Origin of the sequence: Helicobacter pylori SA37A, from assembly GCF_000476015.1 — a bacterium.
In the GTDB taxonomy this organism is placed as follows: Bacteria; Campylobacterota; Campylobacteria; order Campylobacterales; family Helicobacteraceae; genus Helicobacter; species Helicobacter pylori_DB.
This window is the reverse complement of the sequence record NZ_CBOO010000008.1, coordinates 62,248-81,157: the sequence shown is the minus strand read 5'-3', so window position 1 is coordinate 81,157 and position 18,910 is coordinate 62,248. Positions and strand designations below refer to the sequence as shown.

Sequence of the window (18,910 nt, the reverse complement as noted above, 5' to 3'; positions counted from 1 at the left end):
TGGTGGCTAAATTCACATACTCAGAATTAAGCCATGAAGTGCCCGCTAACGCAATGCCGCCAAAAAGCCCTACGGAAAGCTTGTTGTTTTTGCCTAAGAAATTGGTGGCTTTATCGTTGATGAAGTTATAAAGAGCGTCCGCTCCAAAGCCATAAGTCCACACATCAGAAGCCGAGTTGAAAAAGCTGGATTTGATATAGGCATGGTTATAATCAAAGAAGCCGTAATACCTAGCGCCCCATCTTCTTTTTTGGCCAAAGAATTGCTTGTAGCCCACTTGGATACCAATCCCGTTCATCGCGCCGTTGTTGGTTTGAGAACTGACGATGCCCACTTTCCTAAAGGGGTTTCTGCCTAACTCTTGATTGATGGTTTGGATTTGGTTATAAGTGTTTTGGTTAAGGTAGAAGTTTTCTTGTATGCCTTGAGGGCTATAGGGGTTGTTCTTTTTGCTCACCACATTTTGGATCGCTTGAGCGTTAGGAATACCTGAAATAGCGGTAGTGATGCTGTTGTAGGTGCTGCCTAATTCATTGTATCGGGATTTGAAATTCACCAAAGTGTCAGCGATGTTTTCAGCTTGTTTGATTTGAGCAGCTTCAGTCCCAAAATGCGCGATGCTGTTGTTTAAAGCGGTTATGGTTTCTCCTGCATACGCGCAAGCTGAACCCCAAGTGTTACCAGTAACCGTGCCTGGATTAGTGCCACGACCTGGTGTTCTGCATGATGCTAAGGAGTAACTGATGAAAGCTTCAGGAATAGTGTTAAGGTCATTTTTCACTTGCTCAGCTAGAGTTAAAATCTTTGTTTGTGCTTGCGCGTTTTTGAGCATGCCTTCAGCAAATTTAGCATCTGTGAAAGGGTTGAAGTCATTCGGGTTGGCTAATTCTGCTTGTTGGGTAGCGTTAACAATGTTGGCTTGTGCAACGGCTTCTTGAGCGTTTTTGATCATACTTGTAATCGCACTGATTTCAGTGGCAAAAATCCCACATGCACTCCCATTGGAATTAGGCAATCCCCACGGATCACCACTACCATTATTCATGTGTGGGCATGCATTATTTAGGGTAGTGATAATGATGCTCGCTTGTTTTAAAAGTTCTTGAGCATTATTTGCTACATCAATTTTTGTGTTGTTTGTTTCTTGTGTTCCCCCTACCCATTGGGTTGGCTTGTATGGACCACCATTATAGCTTGTTCTATCTCCTGCCGTGGCATCTGTTGTTTTTTTTCCATCCATCGTAAAATCAAGTTTTGTATTAGTGTTGCTTAAAATTGGGATTCCATTCCCACTGCTCCCAAAAGCCTTTTGAATGATTTGATAAGCTTGATTGATGATCGCAAAATTTTCAGTGGATAGAGCACTATTATATCCTGGCTCATAATACGAATTACAAGTAATGGTAGTCCCTCCGTATTGCGATGATGGTGTGTTTTCAAAGGTTTGAACGCCTCCATTTTTGCTGCTGTCCGTGCCAGGACCACAAGCACTGATCGCATAGCTCATGACTTGCCACAGACCCGCTGCCGCATTGAGTGCTAAAATCACCGCTTGATAAGCGGGAGAGTTGGTTTTTTCATCTAGCAAATTTCTCGCGCCCGCCCTTAAATTATCAACCGCAACTGACACATTCAAGCCGTTGCTTGCAGTGGTGATAGCTGAATTGAGAGTGTTGTAATTATTTAAAAGATTGTTTAATTTTTCATAATTCTCTGAAAGCTCTTGAATGCCTTTGGTATTTTTCACCATTTGAGCGGCTTCACCGATCTGATAGCCTGCACTCATGTAAAAGCCGTCGTCTTCAGCGTGGAGCAAAAACGAGAGAGAGAGAGAGAGTAAAAGGGTTTTTTTCATCACATTCTCCTTTTTAAAATGGGTTTGAAATTTGATGCATTGAACATGCATGGGGTGTATTATAGCGTAAAAGCGTTTTTTTTTTGTAATTTTGAAAAAATTGTGTCATTTTTTGCTTTTTTTTTGTTTTTTTGCGTTACTTTTGAACGCTTTTAATTGGATTTTAAAAACGCTTTTAACGCTTTTACAACCAATATTTAACAAAAATAGAACGAAGATTAAACAAGATTAAACAAGATTAAACAAGATTAAACAAGATTAAACAAGATTAAACAAGATTAAACAAGATTAAACAAGATTAAACAAGATTAAACAAGATTAAACAAGATTAAACAAGATTAAACAAGATTAAACAAGATTAAACAAGATTAAACAAGATTAAACAAGATTAAAAGGGCATGCCCCCCATTAGCCCTAATCAAAAACTTAATGCTGTTTAAAAGGGCTATCCACGACCTTTTTCCTATCCACAATGTAGGGGATTAAAGCCATGTGGCGGGCTCTTTTGATCGCCACTTCCACCCTTTCTTGCCACTTTTTGCTATTGCCTGTCAACCGCCTGGGCATGATTTTATAGCGTTCTGATAGCGTGTGCTTGAGCATGTCCAAATCTTTATAGTCAATAAAGCTGATTTTAGCTTCAGTGTATTTGCAATAGCGTTTTGAATAGCGTTTTCTTTCCATAATATCTCCTTAATTTTAACCCTTAAAAGGGGATTTCTTCTTCATCAATGTTGATTTCAGGCACGCTGTTTTGGTATTTAGACGGCTGTGCTTGTAAATTCTCTTTAGCGTAAGCGTTTTGTGGATAGCTTTGGGCTTGGTTAAAAGGATCTTGGCTAGGGGCGTTATAATTAGTGGGATAAGCGTTGTTGAAATTCTCATGCATCACGCTATCTTGCATAGCGTTCGCTTGAGGGTTGTCTGACTTCTTGTCCATAAATTGCAACGCATCTGCTGTGATAGTGTGGCGAGAATTTTTTTTGCCCGTTTGATCCGTCCAGCTTTCATAAGTCAAACGCCCTTCTATTAAAACGCTTGACCCTTTGCTCAAATACTGGTTAGCGATTTCAGCCGTTCGCCCAAACAAGCGCACATCTATAAAGCACACTTCTTCGCCTAGCGTGCCGTCTTGTTTTTTGAAACGCCTGCTTGTGGCTAAACCTATTGTAGCCGTAGCCGAACCGCTAGGCAAATATTTCAACTCCACATTCCTAGTCAAACGCCCTACCATAATCACTTTATTAAACATGATAAGCCCTTATTCGCTATGAGATTCTGTGCTTTTTGCTTCCTCTGCGTGGTGAGAATGCGCGTGTTCGGTTTTTTCATGCTTTTCTTTGGCGTGTGATGGCTTTTTATTAGCCCTATCCACTAACGCATGCCACGCTTCCACTTCTTTCTTGCTTTCATATTTGATCACAATGAAACGCAACACGTCTTCATTAATGCGATACAATCTTTCAAGCTCTAAAATCATTGACGGCTCTGCCTTGAAATACGCCACATAATAGTAGCCTCTTTTATGCTTTTTGATTTCATAAGCTAAATTACGCATGCCCATATCCAGGCTCGTTTCAATCACGCCATGATGCTTAGTGATCACTTCTTTATAAAACTCAATCTTTGATTTAATCTCTTCTTCTACTAAAGTAGATTTGAGAATAAACATCGTTTCATAATGCCTCATCCATTCTCCTTGTGGTTGTATAGCCCTTTTTTTACTAAAAAAGAGCAAGGTCTAAAAAACTTTTGATTATACCTTTCTTTCGCTTGTTTTTGGATTAAATTTGGTTTTATTGAAATATTGAACCTAAAATCTAAAAATACCTTTCAGTATTTTTAAGGATTAATAATCTTTTGAATTTGGGTCAAATACAAAAAGCCTAATTCCTTTTGCCCTTGCATGCTTTGAATGTGCCACAATCTAAAAATTTCAAAAACCCTTTTATAGCCGGCCTCTTTCAAACGCAGGGCGTTTTTAGCGTAATTTTCGGTGATTTCTTTAGGGGGAGCGTAGCCTAAAACCTCTTTAGCGTCCATTGAACCGGTCGTTTTAATGCGAGCGAAAAATAAAAAAAGCTGGTAAAAATAGCGCTCTAACCCCCTTAAAATATCCGCATCCTTTTTGCCCTCTTTTAACAAATAATCATAAATATCAAGAACGCTTTTTTTCAAAAAAAGCCCTAAAATGAGCTTTTGCAAATCCATATCCCCCGCATTGGAGCTTAATTCTTGAATGTCTTCTAAAGTGATGGGCGCGTTTAATATCGCTAACTTGTCTAAATCGTTAAACGAAACGCCTAAATCTTCGTTATTAATTTCAAAAAGAGCGTTTAAAAGATGGCTGCTGATGTCTAAATGCAAAAAATTAGCCCTTTCTTGTAAGAATTTCAAACTCTCCCAAGTTTTAGGGGTAAAAAAGCGCGCGCAGATCGCTTCATCTTTCAAGGGGCTTTTTTGGAAAAATTTAACGATAATATCGCTAGTGTATTTGTATTTGGTGGTGTCGCTTTTAGCATTATAAAGCCCTATGATAAGCCTGTTATGGCTAGGCCGCTCTAGGGCTTTTAAAAAAAGATTGATATCATTTTCTTTAAATTTCTTATGCAGCGCAAAATCCAGTTTTAAAACGACTAAACTGCTCCCTCCAAATAAAGAATCCTGCTCTAAAAGGGTCGCAATCTGGCTTTTTTCATAATCGCTTGCATAAAAAAGCGAAGTTTCTGTGTCAGGGTTATTGCGTTTAAAAAGCGCACTAATCGTTTGAATATAATAATGGATAAAAAAATCAAACTCCCCATACAAAAACACCGCTTTAGGGAGGCGTTGTTTTAAATAATGGTCCAAATCTTTACGATACATGCTCTTTAATCCTTTCTGTAATTTCGCCTCTAACTTGCCCTAAAATCAAATCCGCATGCGTGATTGTAACGCGCACCTTTTCTAACGGCTTAAAAACCTTGTTCGTTTTGACTAAAACTTTAAGCCCTATTAATTCTTTTAACCCCACCACCACCCAATCTTTAACCTCCAAAACCACGCCCAAAAATTCTTTTTCTAAAAGTTCTAAAGCTAAGCGAGCGAATTTGCGTTTGACAAAATCCCTTTCAATCAAAGCGGCCTTTTTTTGTAAAGCGTTCAACTCAGCGCATAATTCAGGCGTTTCTTCTAACAAATACGAGCAGCCTTTAGCCTGATGGAACAACAATTCTTTTAAAAGCCTGTGTAAGGCTAAATCGCTGTATCGTCTAATGGGCGAAGTGAAATGCGTATAGCTGGCAAACCCCAAACCAAAATGGCTTTCTTGCATGGGGCTATAAAGGGCTAAATTTTGAGATTTAATGATTAGGCGCGAAACTTCTCTTTCTAACTTCTTTTCTTTGGCTATTTTTAAGGCATGCTCTAAAAAAGGGAAAAAACCCATGTTTTTAGGGCGAACAATCTCATAATCAAAAAGCTTGTCGTAGAGGCGTTTTTGCTGCTCCAAACTGGGCTCTTTATGGGTGCGGTATATCCCCTTATTGTGAAAATGCTCATCCAATAACCTCGCACTAGATTGGTTGGCTAAGAGCATGGCTTCTTCTATAAGGGTGTGCGCATCGCTTTCTGTTTGCGTTTCAATTTTTTCTATACGCCCTTCTTTATTTAAATACAGCTTGTTTTCAAACGAGTTGAAATCAAACCCCTTTTTTAAACGCTCCTTTTTTAACTTTAAAGCCATTTCTAAAAACTCTAAAAGGCTCTGTTGCAAATCTTTATCTAAAGAGCTTTGATTAGCGCTTAAAAAATGGTTGATTTCTTCATAAGTGCAATTAGCCCTAACTTCAATAACGCCTTGAGATAATCGGGCGTTTTTCAAATCATCTAAAGGGATTTCATACACTAAAGCCAGGCGTTTTTCAAACGCTTTGAGTGAGCATGCCCCTTGAGACAAACTCAAAGGCAGCATGGGATAGACGCTGTTAGGGAAATACACGCTAAAGCCCCTAACCCTGGCTTCTTTATCCAAACTGGAATATTTCGGCACAAATTCGCTCACATCAGCAACCGCCACAAACAAAACCCTTTTTTCTTGGTCATAAAAAATCGCATCGTCAAAATCTTTAGCGTCTTTGGGGTCAATGGTGATAAAAGGGATGTGAGAATAATTGATCCTGTCTTTAAAATCGCTCGCTTTGAGTTGCGCGTAATGTTGGGCTAAATCCAAACAATCTTTTGAAAAATCCTTAACCCTGTCAAAAAGGCTTAAAGAAAGGTTTTCATCTATTAAAGGGTCTTCTAAAGCCCCTAAAATTTCGCTGATTTCACGCTTTTTAAGATCGATCTTTACCACGCAATGCCTGGGCAATTCTAGTAAGGATTTTTGGCTGTGCTTTAAAAGAATGGGTTTTTTAAAAGGCTCTTTAAAAGGGATAGCCACAATCTGGTGATTTTTTTTAGCCAAATAAGCTATCATCGTGTGATCTGCATTTAAAAGCGCGGCTTTAAAAAAGGCTATGGGGCGTTTTTTAGAAGATTCTATTTTGCATAAAATCAAAGCGTCTGTTTTAAAAGATGGGGGTAAGTTTTTGATTAAAGGGTCTTTAGGGTAATTTTTCGCTAAAGAAATGAAAAACGCCTTATTTTTTACCCTTTCAATCTTGCCTATATCAAAGCCTTCTTTTAAAAAATAGCGATCCTTGTTTGATTGAAGTGCTTCTTTTAAAACGCTCTTTTCTACTAGGGGGGCGAATCGTTTAGGGATCTTTTTAACCCCAAAAAACAGGCTTCTTAAAAACCCTTGCATCAAAAAACACTTCGCATGACTTCAAACGCCTTTGGATAAGGGATTTGAGAAGCGCTGAACTTTTCAAAACTTAAAGCAGCTTGATAGATGAGCATGTCTTTCCCATCTTGAAAGGGGGTTTTTAACTCTTTAGCCAAAGACAAAAAGGGCGTTAAAAACCCATACGCCAAATCATAAGCGAGCTTGCCTTCTTTAAAATACCCTTTCAAAACCTCTTTATTCAAAGGCAATTCGTTATTTAAACTCGCTGAAGTGGCGTTAATAATCAAATCAAAAGCGCTTTTAGGAGGATCCATAAAACAATCACAGCCCAAGCGTTGGAAAAAATCCAATCCCCTAGCAGAGCGGTTCAACACGCTCACTTTCAAGCCTCGTTTTTTTAACTCGCACGCTAGGGCTTTAGCACTCCCTCCAGAGCCTAAAATCAAAGCGCTTTGATAATTTTTGCACTTTAAAGAAAGATAAAACCCTAAAGCGTCAGTATTGTAACCCACAAGCTCATCATTTTCTAAAACAAGCGTATTGACCGCTCTGCATTCAAGCGCGATGCCCTTGATTTTATCGCAAACTTGAAACGCCCTTTCTTTAAAAGGCAAGGTTACATTAGCCCCACTAAGCCCTAAATGTAAAAACTCGTTTTTGATACGGCTCTCTAAAGGGAGTAATATAGGGTGGTAATGCCCCAAAAACCCCAATTCCTTTTGAAAAGTCAAAAAACAAGCGTTATGGATTAGGGGCGATTTAGAATGCTTGATAGGGTTTCCCAAAACCCCAAAAGATTTTAAACTCATTATTCTTTCATTCAACCTTTTTTAAAAGTTTCAAAAACACATAGCCCTTTGTTTCTTTAGTGAATTCAATTTTAGCCCAATCTTTTTGGATTTCTAAAACTTTCACGCTTGCATCTTTTGTGAGTGAGCCAATGATTTTACCTTTTGTGCTAGGAAAAGCTCGCACATTCACGCTACTGACTGCGACCTTATACTCTAGGGGTTTTTTTCCCATTAAGGGGGTTGTAGGGGTTTTTTGGTTGTTTTGAACGGGCGAGACGCTGTTTTGTTTAGGCTTATTTTCTTTTTCTTGCTCTTGTTTAATCTCTTGTTTGGTTTCTTTTTCTTGTGTGGCTGTTTCTAAAGGCGGCGCTGTGTCTTTGGTGGGGTTTTGTTCTGTGGCGGTTGTGGTTGCGTTGGCTTCTTCTTGTTTGGGCGAAAGCACGCTGTTTTGACGCTCTGTCTCGGTTTTTTCTAAATTCTGGCTTATTGAAGCGCTGTCTTTTTTCGCATAAAAACCAAGCACAACATGCATTAAAGCATACAACAACATGAACGCCAAAACCACCAAAAAAGGCCGCATAAAAAGTTTTAAAGAAGATTTCATCTCAGTTTTCATTCCTGCCCTCAACGCTTTTCAAAATCAATCCTAGGGTCAATCACCACGCAGAGCAAATCGCTTATCAAACTCGCTACCAAACCCAAAAGCGTGAAAATATAAAGCGAACCAAACACGACAGGATAATCCCTACTCACAATGCTTTCATACCCTAAAAGCCCTAACCCATCTAGGCTAAAAACAATTTCTATCAATAAGCTTGAGCTAAAAAACATGCCTAAAAAAGCTTGCGGAAAACCCGCCACCACTAATAAAATCGCATTGCGGAACACATGCGCATAAAAAATACGCCCCACTGAACAGCCCTTAGCCTTAGCGCTCAGTACATAAAGTCTGCCCATTTCATCTAAAAAAGAGTTTTTCACTAAAAGCGTAAGGCTTGCAAAACCCCCTAAAGAAATGCAAAGAACGGGCAAAGTGATATGCCATAAATAATCCTTGATTTTGCCTAACGCACTCAAACTCTCAAAATTATCGCTCACTAGCCCCTTTAAAGGGAACCAATGCCAATAATTCCCTCCAGCAAAAAACACGATCAACACCACCGCAAACAAAAAGGCCGGGATAGCGTTAGCGACAATGATCACCACGCTGCTTAGCACATCTAAAGGCTCGTTATTGCGTTTGGCCTTGAAAATCCCTAAAGGGATGGAGATAAGATAGATCAAAAGCGTGCTAAAAAGCCCTAACGAAATGGATACTGGCAATTTTTCCTTAATCAAATCTATCACTTTAATCTGGCGATAAAAGCTCTCCCCAAAATCAAATTGCGCGTATTTTTTGAGCATAAGAAGGTAGCGCTCCCCTATAGGCTTGTCAAAACCATAGAGTTTTTTTAAGTTCTCTATCAAATCGCTCTCCAACCCCTGAGATCCCCTATAGGCTCGATCCTTAACAACGCCTTGAATCTCTTTGGACTGCGTGTTATTGATTTTAGCCATCATCTGCTCTATGGGGCCTCCAGGAGCCGATTGGATCAGAAAGAAATTAATAGTCATGATAGCCAATAAAGTGGGGATGATCAAAAGCAAGCGTTTGAGGATATAAGCAATCATTGAAGATCCTTTTCTTTTGCCCACCACAAATACGGCGAAAATCCATAACTAGGGCTAACTTCAGGCATGCCAATGTAATTATACGCTGCGATCCTGTAATTAGGCAAATAAAAATGCGGTATCACATAAAACCCCCACAACAGCACCCTATCCATCGCTTGAGTAGCGGCTAATTGCTCCTTATAATCTTTAGCGTTAATGATTTTTTCAATCAAACCATCTACCGCTTTACTAGAGATTCCTGCATAATTCCTTGCGCCTTTTTCTTTAGCGCTCAAAGAGCCAAAATAAAAACGCTGCTCATTACCCGGGAAAGACGATTGGCCAATCACTCCTACAATCATGTCAAAATCATAGCTTTTGACCCGATTGACATACTGGCTTAAATCCACTCTTTGGATTTTCATTTCAATCCCCAACACCCTTAAGTTTTTAGCAAAGGCTAGGGCCAATCTTTCAAAGGCCGGGCTGTTTAAAAGCAAAGTGAAACTAAAAGGCTTGTTATTCTTATCCACCAAACGCATGTTTTTGTAAGAAAAGCCCGCGCTTTTTAAAAGCTTTTGAGCGTATTTTAAATTTTCCCTCAAATTATAGCCCAAAACATCAGGCCCATCGGTTCTAGGCACAACATAAGGCTCTTTAAAAACCCTTTCATCCAAACTCTTTTCATAAGGGGCTAGCAGGGCTTTTTCTTCAGGGCTTGGGAGTGGAGGGGACGCATAGATAGAGTTACTGAAAAAACTGGTGGTGCGCTTGTATTGCGAAAAAAACAAATTTTTATTCGCCCATTCAAAATCAAACGCATAGAATAAGGCTTCACGCACCCTTTTATCCTTAAAAATTTCTCGGCGCGTGTTGAAGAAAAACCCTTGCATGCCGCTTGGCATTTTATGGGCTATGAGGTATTTAGTGATTTTTTTATTATCCATAGCTTTCCCCACATAGCCCCTAGCCCAAATTTTAGCCGTGCTTTCAAGGCGCCAATCATACGCCCCGCTTAAAAAAGCCTGTAAAGCAATGGTTTCGTCTTTGTAATACTCAAATTTGATCTCATCAAAATTGAATTGCCCCTTTCTGCTAGGCAAATTCCTCGCCCAATAATTAGGGTTTCTTTGGTAGGTGATTTTCTTGCCCACATCAAAGGAAGCGATCACATAAGGGCCGCTAGAAACAGGAATGAGTAAGGGGTTTTTTTCAAAATAATCCTTTTGAAACGCTTTTTTGGAAAAGATCTGCAACTGCCCTAAAATAAGGGGCAATTCTTTATTTTCAGTGGTTTTGAAAATGAATTTAACATGGTGTTTGTCTAAGATAACCGCTTTTTTAACATCTTGGTAATACTGCCTATAAATGGGCGATCCTAATTTCATGATCGTATCAAAGCTAAACTTCACATCGCTCGCTAAAATGGGAGCGTTATTGCTAAACCTCGCTCTTTTATCTATCGTAAAAATCACATAGCTGTTATCCTTAGCCACTTCTGCGTCTTTAGCGATCAAGGGGTATTCTGCAAAAGGTTCGTCCAAACTTTGCACCATTAAAGTGTCATAAATGAGATCCAAGCCTTCGGCTTTAGTGCCTTTAAGCGCAAAAGGGTTAAGGCTATCAAAAGTCCCTATGGCGTCATTCCTTAAAACACCGCCCTTTCTAGCGTTAGGGTTAGCGTATTCAAAATGCGTGAAATTGTCTTTATATTTGGGTTCTTCGCCCAAGTATAAATAAGGCGTAGCCTTAAGAAAACAAAACACCCCTAACCATAAACTTAAAATTTTAAAGACCACTCAAATTAACCCCATCAATTCTTTAGCCTTTTGGTAAGTCGCCCTCGCTAAAGGCCTGGCTTTTTTGACGCCGCCATTTAAAACGGCTTTCACCTCATCGTCGCTGATTTCTTTGTATCTTTCTTGGATGGGTTTTAAAGATTGGATCATTACTTCAGCTAATTCCTTTTTAAAATCCCCATAGCCCTTATTTTTGAAACGCTCTTCTATCTTTTCTGGGCTTTCATCGCTTAAAAGCATGTAAATATTTAAAAGGTTAAAAACGCCCTCTCTTTTTTCATCAAAGGCAATAACGCCCATAGAATCAGTGGCCGCTTTTTTGATTTTTTTCACAATAACATCCGGCTCATCTAAAAGAAAAATCGCATGGTTAGCCCCTTGATGCGATTTACTCATTTTCACTTTTGGATCATCTAGCCCCATAACCCTTGCCCCCACTTTAGCGATCAAAGGCTCTGGCACTTTAAAGCAGTCTCCAAAATCCCTGTTAAATTTTTCTGCAATGTTTCGCGTGAGTTCTAAATGTTGCTTTTGATCTTCGCCCACTGGCACTAAATCGCTTTGGTATAATAAAATATCTGACGCCATCAAAATAGGGTAATTGAAAAGCCCCACATTCACGCTTTTAGGGTTTTTTAAAGACTTGTCTTTGAATTGCGTCATTCGTTGCATTTCCCCCATAGACACCTGACAATTTAATAGCCATGCTAAAGCCGGGTGCTCATCCACTTCACTTTGAATGAATAACCCCGATTGCTTAGGGCTAATCCCACAAGCTAAAAGCAATTTGACCAATTCATAGCTTTGGGATTTTAAAAATGCAGGATCTATGGGTAGGGTGATCGCATGCGAATTGACGACGCAAAAAAGGTTTTCATATTCATCTTGCATCTCTACCCAATGCTTGATCGCTCCTAAATAGTTGCCCAAATGGATTTGCCCAGTAGGTTGGATGCCTGAAAAGACTCGTTTTTTATGCATGTTGTTTCTCGTTGGTTTAGTTAGTATTATTGTAACCACCTAATTTTAATATTTTAATTTATCTTAGTTTTTAAGAACGCTTGATCCCCGAAAAGAGTAACACTTCATAGCTTAATTTTTCAAACGCCATGTTTTGAAAAAAATGTTTTTTTTGCTTGAAACTCAGCGTTGAACCCCCCAAAAGACCGCATTTTTTAAGGTAATTCAAGCAATCTTGTTTGCGGTTGAAATAAAGAGAAAAGCGCTTGTTTTCCAATTCTATTTGAAAATTTTTAAAAGCGTTTTTGATTAAGGATTTGAGCGTTTTGAGATCCCTTAAAGGCGAAGGCGTGCCTAAAAACTCATGCACTTCATGCAAACTAAAATCCGTATGGATAGCTAAAGCCACCTCCTTACTAAAAAGAGCGATTTTTTCTAAAACGCTTTTTAAATCCCTTGCCCATTGCAAAGATGAAGAGGACACAACCAGATCGTAAGCGTGAAAAACATGTTCTTCAAAATCCGCATGCTCTAAAGAGATTTTTTGAATGTTGATAGAATGCGTGGGGTGCAATTTGAGCATGTTTATGGAATTATCCAAAGCGATAAAGTCTTCAATCACAATATTTTGCCACTCTAAAGCGTTAAAAACAGCCCCACTCCCCGATCCTAAATCCAAAACTTTAGCGTAATGTTTTTGTTTTAAAAATTGGACAAGATGAATAGCGATTTGCTGCTGGATATGGGCGAAGAGATGGTAAGTTTTGGCATGCCGATTGAATGCATGCTGATTAAATGAATGAAAAGAGTCCAACACCACCGCCTTAACGCGCCATGCTTAAAATTAAAACTAAATTTTAGTGTATTCTTATCAAATTTTAGATAAGATTAAGCCTAATTTTTTCTAAATTTTAGGGATTTAAGGAATCAGTGTTTATGACAAGCGCTCTGTTAGGCTTACAAATTGTTTTAGCGGTATTGATTGTGGTGGTGGTTTTGTTGCAAAAAAGTTCTAGCATCGGCTTAGGGGCTTATAGCGGGAGCAACGATTCTTTATTTGGCGCTAAAGGGCCCGCAAGCTTTATGGCGAAATTGACCATGTTTTTAGGCTTATTGTTTGTCATCAACACCATCGCCTTAGGCTATTTTTACAACAAAGAATACGGCAAGAGCGTTTTAGATGAAACTAAAACCAATAAAGAGCTTTCGCCCTTAGTCCCTGCCACCGGCACGCTCAACCCTACGCTTAATCCCACATTAAACCCAACGCTCAACCCTTTAGAGCAAGCCCCCACTAACCCTTTAATGCCACAACAAACGCCTAACGAACTCCCTAAAGAGCCAGCCAAAACGCCTTTTGTTGAAAGCCCCAAACAGAATGAAAAGAATGAAAAGAATGATGCCAAAGAAAATGGCATAAAGGATGTTGAAAAAACCAAAGAGAACGCCAAAACACCCCCAACCACCCACCAAAAGCCTAAACCGCATGCGCAAACCAATGCCCACACAAACCAAAAAAAGGATGAAAAATAATGTTACAAGTCATTTATAACGAAACCAAAGATTTGATGCAAAAAAGCGTTCAAGCTTTAAACAGGGATTTTTCCACTCTAAGGAGCGCGAAAGTTTCAGTCAATATCTTAGATCATATCAAAGTGGATTATTACGGCACGCCCACCGCCTTAAACCAAGTCGGATCCGTGATGAGTTTGGATGCGACCACCCTTCAAATCAGCCCATGGGAAAAAAACCTGCTCAAAGAAATTGAACGATCCATTCAAGAAGCCAATATTGGCGTCAATCCTAATAACGACGGCGAAACGATCAAGCTTTTTTTCCCACCCATGACAACCGAGCAAAGGAAACTCATCGCAAAAGACGCCAAAGCGATGGGCGAAAAGGCTAAAGTGGCTGTGAGGAATATCCGCCAAGACGCTAACAACCAGGTGAAAAAATTAGAAAAAGACAAAGAAATCAGCGAAGATGAAAGCAAGAAAGCCCAAGAGCAGATCCAAAAAATCACCGATGAAGCCATTAAGAAAATTGATGAAAGCGTGAAAAACAAAGAAGACGCGATCTTAAAGGTCTAAACCATGGATATTAAGGCATGTTATCAAAACGCTCAAGCGCTATTAGAGGGGCATTTCTTGCTCAGCAGCGGGTTCCATTCCAATTATTATTTGCAATCCGCTAAAGTCTTAGAAGATCCCAAACTAGCAGAACAATTAGCGCTAGAATTAGCCAAACAAATCCAAGAAGCTCATTTGAATATTGAATGCGTATGCTCACCTGCCATTGGGGGGATCTTGGCTGGGTATGAGCTTGCAAGGGCTTTGGGCGTGCGTTTTATTTTTACCGAAAGAGTGAATGGCGTCATGGCGTTAAGGCGTGGTTTTGAAGTCAAAAAAAACGAAAAAATTTTAGTGTGTGAGGACATCATCACTACGGGGAAATCCGCCATGGAATGCGCTAAAGTTTTAGAAGAAAAGGGCGCTCAAATCGTGGCTTTTGGCGCTCTAGCCAATCGGGGCATTTGCAAACGCGCTCATTCTCATTTAAAAGCCCAAGAGGGCGCGTGTTTGCCTAGCCATTTGCCCCTTTTTGCTTTAGAAGATTTTGTTTTTGACATGCACAAGCCTAGCTCTTGCCCTTTATGCGCTACTAGCGTTGCTATAAAGCCAGGAAGTCGTGGCAACTAAAAAAACCAAAAAAATAAAACCCCAAAAAAAAAGCAAGCGTTAGAAAGCCCTTTAAAAGGGTTGAATCTCTCTTTACGCTTAAAGGCCTTCATCACCGATATTTTTATGATTTATACCCCCATGCTTTATATAATGACTTATGTGATTTTAGGGAGCGCGAAGGATTTTAGGGAAAACCAGAGCGCGATTTTTTTATGCCTGCTTTTTTACGCCCTAACGCACAGCTTTTTTATCGCTTTTAAATCCCAAAGCCCTGGCATGCGTTACGCTCGGTTTAAATTAGTCAAAAATAACCGCAAAGAAGTGGGCTTTTTTTTAGCTTTGTGGCGGTTTGTTTTGTGGGTGTTGAGCATGGGGTTACTCATAGGGTTTGTTACGCCTTTTATTTTTAAGTTTTTTTTGCATGACAAACTCAGCGGCACTCATATTGAAACCATCAAGGAGGAAACATGAAAAATTTAGTGATCTTAAGCGGGGCTGGCATTTCAGCAGAAAGCGGGATTAAAACCTTTAGGGACGCTGATGGCTTGTGGGAAGGGCATGACATCATGGAAGTCGCCTCACCTTATGGCTGGAAAAAGAACCCGCAAAAGGTGTTGGATTTTTACAACCAAAGGCGCCGACAGCTTTTTGAAGTTTATCCTAACAAAGCCCATAAGGCTTTAGCGGAATTGGAAAAACACTATCAAGTCCATATCATCACCCAAAATGTAGATGATTTGCATGAAAGAGCGGGTTCTTCTCACATTTTGCACTTGCATGGGGAATTGTTAAGCGTTCGCAGCGAAAAAGATCCTAATTTGGTTTATAGGTGGGAAAAGGACTTGAATTTAGGCGACTTGGCTAAAGATAAAGCGCAATTACGGCCTGATATTGTGTGGTTTGGCGAAGCTGTGCCTTTGCTTGAAGAAGCGATTTCTTTAGTCAAACAAGCGCACCTTTTAATCATCATTGGCACTTCTTTGCAAGTCTATCCTGCAGCCAGTCTCTACACGCATGCGCATAAAGACGCCCTCATTTATTACATTGACCCTAAAGCTAAAAACGCCCATTTACCCCAGAATATCCAATGCATTAATGAAAGCGCGGCGCATGCCATGCAAGATTTAACGCCCAAACTCATAGAAATGGCCTCTCAAGAGATGTTGAAATAATTTTTATTTTTTCAGCTAACGATTAGCAAAAACATGGTTTAATTGCTTCCATCGTTTGCTAAAAGTAATAATTAAAGGAGTTTGAGAGCCTGATGCAACAAGCTACAGAAGCATTGAATCACCCCTATTTTGGCGTTTTTGTTTTGCTAGTATTCACCTTTTGGGTGTTTAACTTAACCTTAAGGATTCAAAGGTTTTTAAGCCGTAAAATGGCTCAAAAAAAGGGCGAAAAGCTCAAGCTCGCTCCCTATGAATGCGGGCCTGTGGCTCTCAAACAGCCTAATAGAGTGTCGCACCATTTCTATATCATGGCCATGCTTTTTATCTTATTTGATGTAGAAATCGTTTTCATGTTCCCTTGGGCGATTGATTTTAAAAAATTAGGCTTGTTTGGGCTCATTGAAATGCTAGGCTTTGTCTTCTTTTTAACCATTGGTTTTATTTACGCTTTAAAGCGAAACGCTTTGAGCTGGCAAAAATTAGAGGTGAAATAATGCAACAAGCACCAGTCGTTCTAAGCACTTTGGATAAATTATTGAATTGGGGGCGTTCTAACTCGCTTTGGCCTTTAACCTATGGCTTAGCGTGTTGCGCGATTGAGATGATGGCGACAGGGGGTTCAAGGTTTGATTTTGACCGGTTTGGCACGATTTTTAGAGCGAGCCCTAGGCAATCGGATGTGATGATCATCGCTGGCACGCTCACTAAAAAGCATGCCGAGTTTATGCGCAGGCTCTATGATCAAATGCCTGAACCTAAATGGGTGATTTCTATGGGGAGTTGCGCTAACACGGGCGGGATGTTTAACACTTATGCGACCGTTCAAGGAGCGGATAGGATCGTTCCTGTGGATATTTACTTGCCCGGTTGTGCACCACGCCCAGAGACTTTACAATACGCCCTTATGGTTTTGCAAGATAAGATCAGACGATCTAAAGCGATCAAACAAGACGCTCCTAAAAGGTTAGTGTGATGGTAAGAAAACAATCCCCCTATGAAGATGTGCAAAAACAATCGCGCCAGCATGACCCCTATAAAATCATAGAACCCACCCCTAAAAAATACTTAGAGGGCAGTGCTTATGAGGTCATTTACAACCACCTTTCTTACAAGCATGAGATTTTAGACAAATACATAGAGACTAACACGGCTGTGTTTTGGATCAAAAAAGACGATATTTTTTCTGCCGCTACGATTTTAAGGCATTTGGGCTATGAGTGTTTGAGCGAAATGAGCGCGATAGATTTGTGCGCTAAAAAAGGGCATTTTGAATTGTTTTATCAATTCGTGGGTTTTAGCGATAGTTGCAAAAACCGCCGTAGGGTGCGCGTGAAATGCGTTTTGTTGCCTAATGAGAGCGTGGATTCTTTGAGTTTTTTATATCGATCGGCTAATTGGAGCGAAAGGGAAGCGTATGACATGCTTGGTATTGTGTTTGACAAACACCCCTATTTGAAACGTCTTATCATGCCGCATGATTGGGTAGGCCACCCCTTGTTGCGCTCTTACCCGCTTAAGGGCGATGAATTTGCCCAATGGTATGAAGTGGATAAGATTTTTGGTAAAGAATACCGAGAAGTGGTGGGTAAAGAGCAACGAGACAGCGCGAGAGTGGATGAAAAAGACACTTTCAATTTTGCAAAAATCGGCTATGAGCAGGGCAAGGGCGAAGAATTAAAAAAAGTAGAAGAAAAGCATGCGTTTAAGAAAATCCCTTTTGTCAAAGATTTGCACAAAATCGCCCCCACTATCTTAAAAAAGAGGCTATAAAATGGCTCAAAATTTCACGAAACTCAACCCCCAGTTTGAAAACATCATTTTTGAACATGACGATAACCAAATGATTTTAAACTTTGGTCCTCAACACCCCAGTAGCCATGGGCAATTGCGCTTGATTTTGGAATTAGAGGGCGAAAAAATCATTAAGGCTACCCCTGAAATTGGCTACTTGCATAGAGGCTGTGAAAAATTAGGCGAAAACATGACCTATAACGAATACATGCCCACTACCGACAGGTTGGATTACACTTCTTCTACTAGCAATAATTACGCTTACGCTTATGCGGTAGAGACCTTGCTCAATTTAGAAATCCCGCGCCGAGCCCAAGTGATCCGCACGATTTTACTAGAGCTTAACCGCATGATTTCACACATCTTTTTTATCAGCGTGCATGCTTTAGATGTGGGGGCGATGAGCGTGTTCTTGTATGCGTTTAAAACGAGGGAATACGGGCTGGATTTGATGGAGGATTATTGCGGAGCCAGGCTCACGCATAACGCTATAAGGATTGGGGGCGTGCCTTTGGATTTACCCCCGAATTGGTTAGAGGGCTTAAAAAAGTTTTTAGGCGAAATGAGGGAATGCAAAAAACTCATTCAAGGCTTATTGGATAAGAATCGCATTTGGCGGATGCGTTTGGAAAATGTGGGCGTTGTAACGCCAAAAATGGCACAAAGCTGGGGCATGAGCGGTATCATGTTAAGAGGGACTGGGATCGCTTATGACATTAGAAAAGAAGAACCTTATGAGCTTTATAAAGAGCTTGATTTTGACATACCGGTGGGCAATTGTGGCGATAGTTATGATCGGTATTGCTTGTATATGCTAGAAATTGATGAAAGCATTCGCATCGTTGAACAACTCATTCCCATGTATGCAAAAACCGATACGCCTATCATGGCTCAAAACCCGCATTACATTTCCGCCCCTAAAGAAGATATAATGACGCAAAACTACGCCTTGATGCAGCATTTTGTTTTAGTGGCTCAAGGCATGCGCCCGCCCGTTGGGGAAGTGTATGCCCCCACAGAAAGCCCTAAAGGGGAATTAGGGTTTTTTATCCATTCAGAGGGCGAGCCTTACCCTCATAGATTAAAAATCAGAGCCCCTAGCTTTTATCACATTGGGGCTTTAAGCGATATTTTAGTAGGGCAATATTTAGCGGATGCAGTAACCGTGATTGGCTCAACCAATGCGGTGTTTGGCGAGGTGGATAGATGAAACGCTTTGATTTGCGCCCCTTAAAAGCAGATATTTTTGAACGCTTAGAAGAATTGATTGAAAAAGAAATGCAACCTAATGAAGTCGCTATTTTCATGTTTGAAGTGGGGGATTTTTCTAATATCCCTAAGAGCGCTGAATTTATCCAATCCAAAGGGCATGAGCTTCTCAATTCTTTGCGTTTCAATCAAGCGGATTGGACGATTGTCGTGAGAAAAAAGGCTTGA

The 18,910-nt window shown here is 40.1% G+C and carries 21 protein-coding genes and 1 pseudogene; 10 read left to right on the top strand and 12 right to left on the bottom strand.

The window, feature by feature from the left end:
• The 12 genes from QT76_RS05290 to QT76_RS05230 form a co-directional block, all read right to left on the bottom strand.
• The coding region (locus tag QT76_RS05290) for an outer membrane protein (RefSeq protein ID WP_033616882.1) at nucleotides 1–1,855 on the bottom strand (1,855 nt) is incomplete at its 3' end.
• A 426-nt stretch (nucleotides 1,856–2,281) separates the two neighbouring features.
• Entirely contained in the window at nucleotides 2,282–2,539 is a 258-nt protein-coding gene (gene rpsR, locus QT76_RS05280) for a 30S ribosomal protein S18 (protein ID WP_000440196.1), read from the bottom strand.
• A 22-nt stretch (nucleotides 2,540–2,561) separates the two neighbouring features.
• Nucleotides 2,562–3,107 carry a single-stranded DNA-binding protein gene (locus QT76_RS05275; protein WP_033616881.1) on the bottom strand — a complete coding sequence of 182 codons (546 nt, stop codon included), beginning with the start codon at nucleotides 3,105–3,107 and terminating at the stop codon, nucleotides 2,562–2,564.
• Nucleotides 3,108–3,116: 9 nt separating this feature from the next.
• A complete protein-coding gene (gene rpsF / locus QT76_RS05270) occupies nucleotides 3,117–3,545 on the bottom strand; it encodes a 30S ribosomal protein S6 (RefSeq protein WP_033616880.1) in 429 nt (142 codons plus the stop codon).
• Nucleotides 3,546–3,697: 152 nt separating this feature from the next.
• Nucleotides 3,698–4,720 (bottom strand): DNA polymerase III subunit delta, encoded by a 1,023-nt coding sequence (gene holA / locus QT76_RS05265; protein WP_033616879.1) that lies wholly within the window; start codon nucleotides 4,718–4,720, stop codon nucleotides 3,698–3,700.
• Complete coding sequence (locus tag QT76_RS05260) at nucleotides 4,710–6,644, bottom strand: RNB domain-containing ribonuclease (protein WP_033616878.1); 1,935 nt, start codon at nucleotides 6,642–6,644, stop codon at nucleotides 4,710–4,712. The genes holA and QT76_RS05260 overlap by 11 nt, the downstream gene beginning before the upstream one ends.
• Entirely contained in the window at nucleotides 6,644–7,435 is a 792-nt protein-coding gene (locus QT76_RS05255) for a shikimate dehydrogenase (RefSeq protein ID WP_033616877.1), read from the bottom strand. The genes QT76_RS05260 and QT76_RS05255 overlap by 1 nt, the downstream gene beginning before the upstream one ends.
• A 7-nt stretch (nucleotides 7,436–7,442) precedes the next feature.
• Nucleotides 7,443–8,033, bottom strand: coding sequence for an SH3 domain-containing protein (locus QT76_RS05250; protein ID WP_033616876.1), 591 nt, complete (start codon nucleotides 8,031–8,033; stop codon nucleotides 7,443–7,445).
• 8 nt (nucleotides 8,034–8,041) lie between these two features.
• Entirely contained in the window at nucleotides 8,042–9,088 is a 1,047-nt protein-coding gene (locus tag QT76_RS05245; protein ID WP_033616875.1) for a microcin C ABC transporter permease YejB, read from the bottom strand.
• Nucleotides 9,085–10,869, bottom strand: coding sequence for an extracellular solute-binding protein (locus QT76_RS05240; protein WP_033616874.1), 1,785 nt, complete (start codon nucleotides 10,867–10,869; stop codon nucleotides 9,085–9,087). The genes QT76_RS05245 and QT76_RS05240 overlap by 4 nt, the downstream gene beginning before the upstream one ends.
• Nucleotides 10,870–11,850, bottom strand: coding sequence for a tryptophan--tRNA ligase (gene trpS, locus QT76_RS05235; protein ID WP_033616873.1), 981 nt, complete (start codon nucleotides 11,848–11,850; stop codon nucleotides 10,870–10,872).
• A 70-nt stretch (nucleotides 11,851–11,920) separates the two neighbouring features.
• Nucleotides 11,921–12,643, bottom strand: coding sequence for a methyltransferase domain-containing protein (locus tag QT76_RS05230; RefSeq protein WP_033616872.1), 723 nt, complete (start codon nucleotides 12,641–12,643; stop codon nucleotides 11,921–11,923).
• A 122-nt stretch (nucleotides 12,644–12,765) separates the two neighbouring features.
• Here QT76_RS05230 and secG point away from each other — a divergent pair, with 122 nt between their 5' ends.
• From secG to QT76_RS05180, 10 genes and pseudogenes are all read left to right on the top strand, one after another.
• Nucleotides 12,766–13,362 (top strand): preprotein translocase subunit SecG, encoded by a 597-nt coding sequence (gene secG / locus QT76_RS05225; RefSeq protein ID WP_033616871.1) that lies wholly within the window; start codon nucleotides 12,766–12,768, stop codon nucleotides 13,360–13,362.
• Complete coding sequence (gene frr / locus QT76_RS05220) at nucleotides 13,362–13,919, top strand: ribosome recycling factor (protein ID WP_033616870.1); 558 nt, start codon at nucleotides 13,362–13,364, stop codon at nucleotides 13,917–13,919. Before secG ends, frr begins: the two co-directional genes overlap by 1 nt.
• A gap of 3 nt (nucleotides 13,920–13,922) precedes the next feature.
• Nucleotides 13,923–14,528 (top strand): orotate phosphoribosyltransferase, encoded by a 606-nt coding sequence (pyrE, locus tag QT76_RS05215; protein WP_033616869.1) that lies wholly within the window; start codon nucleotides 13,923–13,925, stop codon nucleotides 14,526–14,528.
• Nucleotides 14,529–14,981: pseudogene (locus QT76_RS05210) on the top strand (RDD family protein); the annotation flags it as partial.
• Nucleotides 14,978–15,682 (top strand): SIR2 family NAD-dependent protein deacylase, encoded by a 705-nt coding sequence (locus tag QT76_RS05205; RefSeq protein ID WP_033616866.1) that lies wholly within the window; start codon nucleotides 14,978–14,980, stop codon nucleotides 15,680–15,682. The pseudogene QT76_RS05210 and the gene QT76_RS05205, both read left to right, overlap by 4 nt.
• 92 nt (nucleotides 15,683–15,774) lie before the next feature.
• Nucleotides 15,775–16,176: an NAD(P)H-quinone oxidoreductase subunit 3 gene (locus QT76_RS05200; RefSeq protein WP_001183537.1), complete on the top strand. Its 402-nt coding sequence runs from the start codon at nucleotides 15,775–15,777 to the stop codon at nucleotides 16,174–16,176.
• The gene (locus tag QT76_RS05195) at nucleotides 16,176–16,655 is read left to right on the top strand and encodes a NuoB/complex I 20 kDa subunit family protein (protein WP_001183508.1); all 480 of its coding nucleotides are present in this window, start codon (nucleotides 16,176–16,178) and stop codon (nucleotides 16,653–16,655) included. Before QT76_RS05200 ends, QT76_RS05195 begins: the two co-directional genes overlap by 1 nt.
• Nucleotides 16,655–17,452, top strand: a complete 798-nt coding sequence (locus tag QT76_RS05190) for an NADH-quinone oxidoreductase subunit C (RefSeq protein ID WP_001885059.1) — start codon at nucleotides 16,655–16,657, stop codon at nucleotides 17,450–17,452. The genes QT76_RS05195 and QT76_RS05190 overlap by 1 nt, the downstream gene beginning before the upstream one ends.
• Nucleotide 17,453: 1 nt before the next feature.
• Nucleotides 17,454–18,683 (top strand): NADH dehydrogenase (quinone) subunit D, encoded by a 1,230-nt coding sequence (nuoD, locus tag QT76_RS05185; protein ID WP_033612699.1) that lies wholly within the window; start codon nucleotides 17,454–17,456, stop codon nucleotides 18,681–18,683.
• On the top strand, nucleotides 18,680–18,910 hold the full coding sequence (locus QT76_RS05180; protein WP_000819164.1) for an NADH-ubiquinone oxidoreductase subunit E family protein: 231 nt from the start codon (nucleotides 18,680–18,682) through the stop codon (nucleotides 18,908–18,910). Before nuoD ends, QT76_RS05180 begins: the two co-directional genes overlap by 4 nt.